The sequence below is a fragment of the Mucilaginibacter sp. genome (assembly GCF_039935595.1).
GTDB lineage: Bacteria > Bacteroidota > Bacteroidia > Sphingobacteriales > Sphingobacteriaceae > Mucilaginibacter.
Window position 1 is genome coordinate 1 of the sequence record NZ_JBDTJZ010000101.1, and the last position, 8066, is coordinate 8066.

At 40.6% G+C, this 8066-nt stretch carries 7 protein-coding genes; all 7 read left to right on the forward strand.

What is annotated here, in order from left to right:
* Positions 1-662: fumarylacetoacetate hydrolase family protein (locus tag ABI367_RS06765; RefSeq protein ID WP_462231348.1), on the forward strand; the 662-nt coding region annotated here is incomplete at its 5' end.
* Entirely contained in the window at positions 659-2239 is a 1581-nt protein-coding gene (locus ABI367_RS06770) for an aldehyde dehydrogenase (NADP(+)) (protein WP_462231350.1), read from the forward strand. The genes ABI367_RS06765 and ABI367_RS06770, both read left to right, overlap by 4 nt.
* 65 nt (positions 2240-2304) lie before the next feature.
* Complete coding sequence (locus ABI367_RS06775; protein ID WP_462231352.1) at positions 2305-4020, forward strand: IlvD/Edd family dehydratase; 1716 nt, start codon at positions 2305-2307, stop codon at positions 4018-4020.
* A 17-nt stretch (positions 4021-4037) separates the two neighbouring features.
* Positions 4038-5348, forward strand: coding sequence for a gluconate:H+ symporter (locus ABI367_RS06780; RefSeq protein WP_462231354.1), 1311 nt, complete (start codon positions 4038-4040; stop codon positions 5346-5348).
* Positions 5349-5625: 277 nt separating this feature from the next.
* The gene (locus ABI367_RS06785) at positions 5626-6258 is read left to right on the forward strand and encodes an RNA polymerase sigma factor (protein WP_462231356.1); all 633 of its coding nucleotides are present in this window, start codon (positions 5626-5628) and stop codon (positions 6256-6258) included.
* A 129-nt stretch (positions 6259-6387) separates the two neighbouring features.
* On the forward strand, positions 6388-7506 hold the full coding sequence (locus tag ABI367_RS06790) for a FecR family protein (RefSeq protein ID WP_462231358.1): 1119 nt from the start codon (positions 6388-6390) through the stop codon (positions 7504-7506).
* A 196-nt stretch (positions 7507-7702) separates the two neighbouring features.
* Positions 7703-8066: STN domain-containing protein (locus tag ABI367_RS06795; RefSeq protein ID WP_462231360.1), on the forward strand; the 364-nt coding region annotated here is incomplete at its 3' end.

Consider the following 8066-nt stretch of genomic DNA (forward strand, 5'->3'; position numbering starts at 1 on the left):
TGCTTAAACCTATTGCCAACCAGGAAGTATGGGCATCAGGAGTTACTTATTACCGTAGCCGCTCGGCGCGTATTGAAGAATCAAAAGACGCCGGTGGCGGTACTTTTTATGATAGGGTATATAATGCCGAACGTCCGGAATTGTTTTTTAAAGCTCCGGCTTACCGTACAGTAGGTTCGGGAGCTGATGTGCGTATCCGTAAAGATTCAAAATGGAACGTACCTGAGCCCGAATTAACTTTATTTGTATGCTCGGCCGGTACTATTGAAGGTTATACTTGCGGTAATGATATGTCATCGCGCGATATTGAAGGCGAAAATCCACTATATCTGCCGCAGGCAAAATCATATAATGGCGCATGTGCTATTGGTCCATGTTTGTTGGTTAGCGAATCGCCAATAAAAGCAAATTCAGCTATTGGTATCGAAATAGTAAGAAACGGCTCGGCTGTTTTTGCTGAGCAGATATCTATCGATCAAATGAAAAGAACACATACCGAATTGGTGAGTTATTTAACCAAAGAACTTGACTTTGAATTCGGCGCATTTTTAATGACCGGCACAGGCATTATTCCTGCTGATGAATTCACTTTAAATATTGGTGATGTGGTTAAAATAACAATTGAAGGTATTGGTACATTAGAAAATACAGTAACGTCATGATAGAAGGACAACAAATTATAGGTTTTGAAGAGTCTGGCGAAGGTACAGATGTTGTAAAATCAATTAACCCGGGTACGGGCGAAACTTTAGGGCAGTTTAAAAAAGCTACCCCTGCCGAAGTGGATAAAGCGGTTGCTAAAGCAGCAGCAGCTTTTCAGGTTTATCGTAAAAAATCAGGCAAAGAAAAAGCAGCGTTTTTAGAAGCTGCTGCAGATGAGATAGTAGCTTTAGGCGATGCTTTAGTTAGCATTTGCTGTGCAGAATCTGGCTTGCCGCAAGGCCGTATACAAGGCGAGGTAGGCCGTACAGCCGGACAACTGCGTTTATTTGCATCATTGTTAAAAGATGGTTCATGGGTTGATGCACGTATTGATACAGCTATCCCTGACCGCCAGCCATTACCAAAAGCGGATATCCGTTACATGCAAATGGCATTGGGTCCGGTTGTAGTATTTGGTGCAAGTAACTTCCCGCTGGCATTCTCGGCAGCAGGTGGCGATACAGCTTCGGCTTTAGCTGCAGGCTGCCCGGTAATAGTTAAAGCACACTCATCACACCCGGCAACAGGTAATATGGTGGGCAAAGCAGTTGCTAAGGCAGCAAAAGCAACCGGTATGCCTGATGGTGTATTCTCTGTATTGTATGGAGACGGATCAACCGTAGGTACACAATTAGTTAAACACCCGGAAGTTAAAGCCGTAGGTTTTACAGGCTCATACGGTGGTGGTAAGGCATTGTTTGATTTAGCCGCAGCACGTGAGCACCCTATACCTGTTTATGCCGAAATGGGCAGCACCAACCCGGTATTTATTTTGCCCGAAACGGTAAAAAGCCAGGCCGAAGGTTTTGCTAAAGGATTTTCGGGTTCGGTAACTTTAGGTGTTGGTCAGTTTTGTACCAACCCGGGTATGTTGATCTACGAAAATACCGAAGACGGCAAACAATTAACCGGTAAATTGGAAGAGCATTTTGCACAAACCAATGGCGGTGTGATGTTAGGAAGCAATATTTACAGATCATATAATGATGGTGTTGCTAAGCATTTAGCTACCAGCGGTGTTGAGACTTTGGCAAAAGGGGTGCAATCTGATGCTTTAAATGTGGCATCGCCTATATTATTTAAAACAAACAGTCAGGTATTGGGCGATCATCCTGATCTGTCTGAAGAGATATTTGGCCCAACCAGCTTAGTGGTTGAAGCACAATCAAAAGAAGATATATTAAATATAGCACGCAACCTGTCAGGTCACTTAACCGCTACAGTTCACGGTACTGAAAAAGATTTGACAGATTATAAAGACCTGTTGGATATTTTAGAGCAAAAAGTTGGCCGTGTGATTATCAACGGTTTCCCTACCGGCGTTGAGGTGTGCAGTTCAATGGTACACGGCGGACCGTTCCCTTCAACATCTGATGTAAGGAGCACTTCGGTTGGTACTGCAGCAATCTTCAGGTTTACCCGCCCAATTTCATACCAGGGTATGCCGCAGTCATTATTGCCTGATGAGTTGAAAAACTCAAATCCTTTAGGCATTTGGCGATTGGTAAATAACACATTAACAAAAGATACTATATAATATAAATATAAGGGATCGGGAACTTACAGGTTGCCGATCCCTTTTTTAATAATACAATAAAGATTATGGCAAAGTTTCGCAGTGCAGATTGGTTCGGTACAAAGGATAAAATGGGTTTCCTTTATCGCAGTTGGATGAAAAATCAGGGTATGCCCGAGGATATGTTTGATGGGCGCCCCGTAATAGGTATATGTAACACCTACTCGGAACTTACCCCTTGTAACGCCCACCTTCGCGATATTGCAGAGAGCGTGCGCCGTGGTGTGTTAGAAGCTGGTGGTTTCCCGGTTGAGTTCCCTATCATGTCGTTAGGCGAAACCTTATTAAAGCCTACCGCCATGCTTTTCCGCAACCTGGCGAGCATGGATGCCGAAGAATCAATAAGAGGTAATCCTATTGATGGTGTGGTATTACTTACCGGTTGCGATAAAACTACCCCATCAACCTTAATGGGTGCTGCCAGTGTTGATTTACCTACACTTGTTGTACAGGGCGGCCCTATGCTTAACGGCAAGTTTAAGGGCGAGGATATTGGCTCAGGCACTGCCTTATGGAAATTTAACGATAAGTTGAAAACCGGCGAAATGACCTATGACGAGTTTGCCGAGGCAGAAAGCTGCCAGTCGCGCAGCCCGGGTCATTGTATGACGATGGGTACAGCATCAACCATGGCAGTTATGGTTGAAGCCTTAGGTATGTCATTAAGTGGCATGGCTGCTATCCCGGCTGTTGATTCTCGTAAGAAAAGAATAGCGCAGCTATCGGGTCGCCGTATTGTAGATATGGTTAAAGAAGATCTTCGCATATCTAAAATATTAACCCGCGAGGCATTTGAAAATGCTATTAAGATAAACGCAGCTGTTGGTGGTTCAACCAACTTTGTTATCCACTTAACCGCAATTGCCGGTCGTGTGGGTATTGATCTTAACATTGATGATTTTGATAACCTGGGCTCAAAAATGCCATTGTTGTTAAACCTGATGCCTTCCGGTAAATTTCTGATGGAAGATTTTTACTATGCCGGTGGTTTACCAGCTATCATAAAACAAATACAGTCTGAGCTGCACATGGGAGCTATAACCGTTACAGGCCAGTCTCATGCTGAAAATATTGCCAATAGCGGTACCATTTACAATAGCGACGTTATTTACACCTACGACGCACCATTGATACCTGAAGCCGGAACAACTGTACTTAAAGGTAACCTTGCGCTTAACGGGTGTGTTATAAAGCCATCTGCCGCTACGCCTGCGCTGATGCAGCACACTGGTCGCGCTGTGGTGTTTGAAAATATTGAAGATTACCACGCACGTGTTGATGATCCGAATTTGGATATTGACGAAACCTGCGTAATGGTACTTAAAACGGTGGGCCCTGTGGGTTACCCGGGTATGCCCGAAGTTGGTAATATGCCATTGCCTAAAAAACTATTGGATAAAGGTGTTACCGATATGGTGCGGATATCAGACGGCCGTATGAGCGGAACTGCTTTTGGTACCGTTATCCTGCACGTATCGCCGGAGTCGGCCATTGGTGGCAATTTAGGTTTGGTACAAAACGGCGATATGATAACACTGGATGTGCCTAAAAAGCTGATCCAACTGGAAGTATCAGACGAGGAACTGGAGGCCCGCCGCAAAGTATGGCAGGCACCACCTGCAATGGCCGAGCGTGGTTACGTTAAAATGTATATTGACACGGTACAGCAGGCAGATAAAGGCGCTGACCTTGGCTTTCTGGTAGGCGGCTCAGGCTCCAAAGTAACCCGCGATTCGCATTAATAACTTAAACAACTATTATGGCCCTTATAATTGTCTTTTTATGTGTTTTAAGTCTTATCCTGTTAATTACATGGGCAAGGATCAATACATTTTTGGCTTTTCTGCTGGTATCAACTATGGCCGCGTTGCTGTTAGGCATGCCGGTAAACAAAATAGTAGGCTCTATTAGCAAAGGCATAGGCGATACCTTAGGGTCATTGGTAATCATTATAGTATTGGGTGCCATGCTGGGTAAACTGGTGGCCAGTAGCGGGGCGGCTCAAAAAATTGCATCGGTACTAAAAATATTTTTTGGTCCTAAGTATGTTACCTGGGCCATGACTATTACCGGCTTTATTGTAGGTATACCATTGTATTACAATGTAGGGTTTGTGTTGCTTATCCCCATTATATTTTCGGTAGCGTATAATTATAAACTGCCCCTTGTGTATGTAGGATTGCCTATGCTGGCCTCGCTTTCGGTAATGCATGGTTTTGTGCCCCCCCACCCATCGCCAACGGCGTTGGTAGTACAGTTTCATGCTGACATAACCAAAACATTTTTTTACGGCATTATCATTGCCGTACCGGCAATTGTTATAGCCGGGCCGCTTTTTGCCGCCACTTTAAAAAATTTAAAATCAAACTCAGTAATAGCACAGCCGCAAGAAATGGCTGATGATGAATTGCCGGGTATTACCAATAGTATATTTTCATCGCTACTACCAGTAATATTAATTGGTATAACGACTTTAATTGCCAAATTTTCTGGCAACCACCCCCGAATTCAGGAAATAGTTATGTTTTTGGGCGATGCCAATATAGCTATGATAGGTACAATTTTTATAGCTACCTATAGTTTGGGTGTAGCACAGGGTAAAAATGTAGGCCAGGTTATGGAATGTTATACCGAAGGTGTAAAAGATATTGCCATGATACTGCTTATTATAGCCAGCGCCGGCATATTGAAGCAAATTTTTGTTGACAGTGGCGTAAGCGATCAAATGGCTGCTATATTAAAAGGTATCAATTTGCCCCCATTGCTGTTAGCCTGGATAATTACTGCAATTTTAAGATTATGCCTGGGTTCGGCTACCATTGCAGGTTTAACGGCAGCTGGTATTGTATATCCTTTAACTTTAAACGGTGCGGTTGACGTTAACTTAATGGTACTTTCGGTGGGCGCCGGCAGTTTGTTTTGCTCGCATGTTAATGACACCTCATTTTGGATGTTTAAAGAGTATTTTGGCTTGTCAATGAAAGATACATTTCGCTCATGGTCATTAATGGAGACCCTTGTTTCGATTATTGGCCTGATAGGTGTTTTGTGTATTAATATGGTAATTTGATGCTATAAAAGAGCCATTTAAATACGAGTTTTATATAAAATAGTGCTTTAATAACTGTCAAATGGCAGTTTATTACTAATAAAATATAAAATAAAGTTATAATTAACTGATTTTCAGATAATTATTTTTGAGAGCAGATTGTGAATAAAGAAATTTGTTTGTATATATTTATAAACCATTTTAATAAACCATTTAAACCGAACATCAGTATAAGGTCATTTGCAGGCGGCGCTATTAGCATTGCTTGTTTTTTTCTTTTGATTAAAATTGATTGCGTATGGAAAAGTTAAATACTGTTATTGGAGCCGGGCAGGCAGAGGGTGATATAAATGAAGCTGCAATAGCGCTTAATAACTGTGCTGTGCAAAATGATCAGGATTTATGGTTTTCTTTCAGAAACGGTGATCAAAAGGCCTATACCTTATTGTTAAGGAGCCATGCTAATATATTATTTAGTTATGGTTGCAAGTTTTCAAAGGACGAAGATTTTATTAAAGACTGTATACAGGATGTTTTTTTTGAACTGTGGAACCGTCGTGATAAAATAAGCCAGGCGGCCAATGTAAAGGCCTATCTATTTAAATCACTAAGACTAAGAATTTTTCGTGAACAATCTAAATGGAGAAGTTCAGAATCATTTGAGGACAGCATCTTATTTAAGGATGAGTTTAATATCGAGTCGCACCTGATACAGGAGCAAACCACCAAAGAAATAAGCGGCAAGCTGCAAACCATTTTAACAACGCTTACTGAAAGGCAGAAAGAAATACTTTATCTTCACTTTTTTGAAGACATGGATCATGCAGGCATTGCCCGCATTATGGGTTTAAACCGCCAATCCGTATATAATCTACTTTACCGCTCAATTACTACCCTCCGTAAAAAGGCTGAGTTTATTAATTTTTTTTAAATTTTAATAGCCTTATTATCAGTCTTTTATTTGTAATGTTAAATTTATAAAAATAAACCTGTTGTTTATTGAGTAGATTTTTGATGTTTGTGCATCTATATTGTTACAAAACCGCTATAAACTATTTTCATGACCAAATACATCGCCTATAAGGTAGAGGATTTTCTATTGGATGAATCTTTTATTGATTGGGTATTAAACAATTCTGAAAAGGAGGCTATTTTCTGGAACGCGTGGATTGCCGCGCATCCAACAAGTTTGCCTGCAGTTAATACGGCAAAAAAAGCCTTATTAGCATTGCATATAAAGCCGGCCCGTCAGCTTAGTGAGGAAGAATTGAACCAAATGGTAGGTTTTGTTGAAGCAAAAACACAGGCTGCCCCCGCACCCCAACGCGCAGATAGATATAAGATAGTACGGAACCCCTCATTTTCATACCCTGTTGCGGCACTTTTAATTATGGGTATTATTATCGGGGCTGTTTTTTTTAAGGGCTTAAAACCAACAGTAGCACCACAGCATAACGTTAACACACTGGTAAGCCGAATAAAAACACAAACAAACCATTCTGCTTTGAGCATGCTTATAAAGCTTCAGGATGGTTCTTCCGTTATTTTAAAGCCGGGAAGCAGCTTAACCTATCCTACAATATTTACCGGTAAAAAAAGAGACGTTTCTTTAAATGGCGAAGCTTTTTTTGAGATACATAAAGATGCCTCACGGCCTTTTTATGTTAACAGCGGCGATTGGGTTACGCGGGTAGTTGGTACCAGTTTTACAATCAAGGCATTTAATAATACCAAAGGATATAAGGTGGTGGTAAATACGGGTAAAGTATGCGTATCAAAAAAGGACAACAGCAATTTAAATATAGTGCGTAGCAAACAGATATACCTGGTGCCTAACCAGCAGCTAACTTTTAATACAGTTAATAAAAGCCTGGTAAAGCAAACCTTGGTTAAACCGCTCATGCTTTCGCAAGATGTATCAAAAAATATATTCACTTTTTATGATACACCTTTTAATAAAGTGGTAACCACGCTTGAGCAGGCATACAACGTTAATGTTATATATAACGAAAAAGAAATGGGCGGATGCCCGTTAACAGCATCATTGGCTGACGAGCATTTACTGGAGAAGCTTGACCTGATATGTAAAGCGTTAAATGCCAAATATTATATAAGCCAGGACGGACAAATTATTATGCAGGGCAAGGGTTGCAATGCAAGTAACACAAATTCAAATTAAACTTAATTATACAACATTAAACCAAATTAAAAATATGAGATAAAAAACTACTTGAAAATCCAAAAAAAAATCGACAGTGTTTCGGGACACTGTCGACATTGCCCCATCAAATTCTTAACGAATTTTATACAGCTATTAGGCTGTATATGAAGGGTTTTGTGTCAAATCTTAAATCAAATTTAACATTAACAAAATTATGAAAAAAAAGTCATTAACCTTAGTAATTATGCGTATTACTTTAGTTTATGCTACTATAATTTTCTCTCTCGGCACCTCGTTTGCAAATAATGTAAATGCACAGGTGGGCCTTGATAAGCAAATTACACTTAAGGTAGCTAATAATGAATTCAGCGATGTGCTCAATACTATCCAGAAGCTTTCGGGCGTAAAATTTGCATATAGCTCAGCAATTATTCAACCAAGCAGAAAAATTACCATATCTGCCAATAACAGAACCGTTGAAAGTATATTAAATGAGATCTTACCACAATTAAATCTTACTTATGATGCTTCTGGTACATCTGTTATTATAACCAGCGCCCCAGCCAAACCAGCTGTAT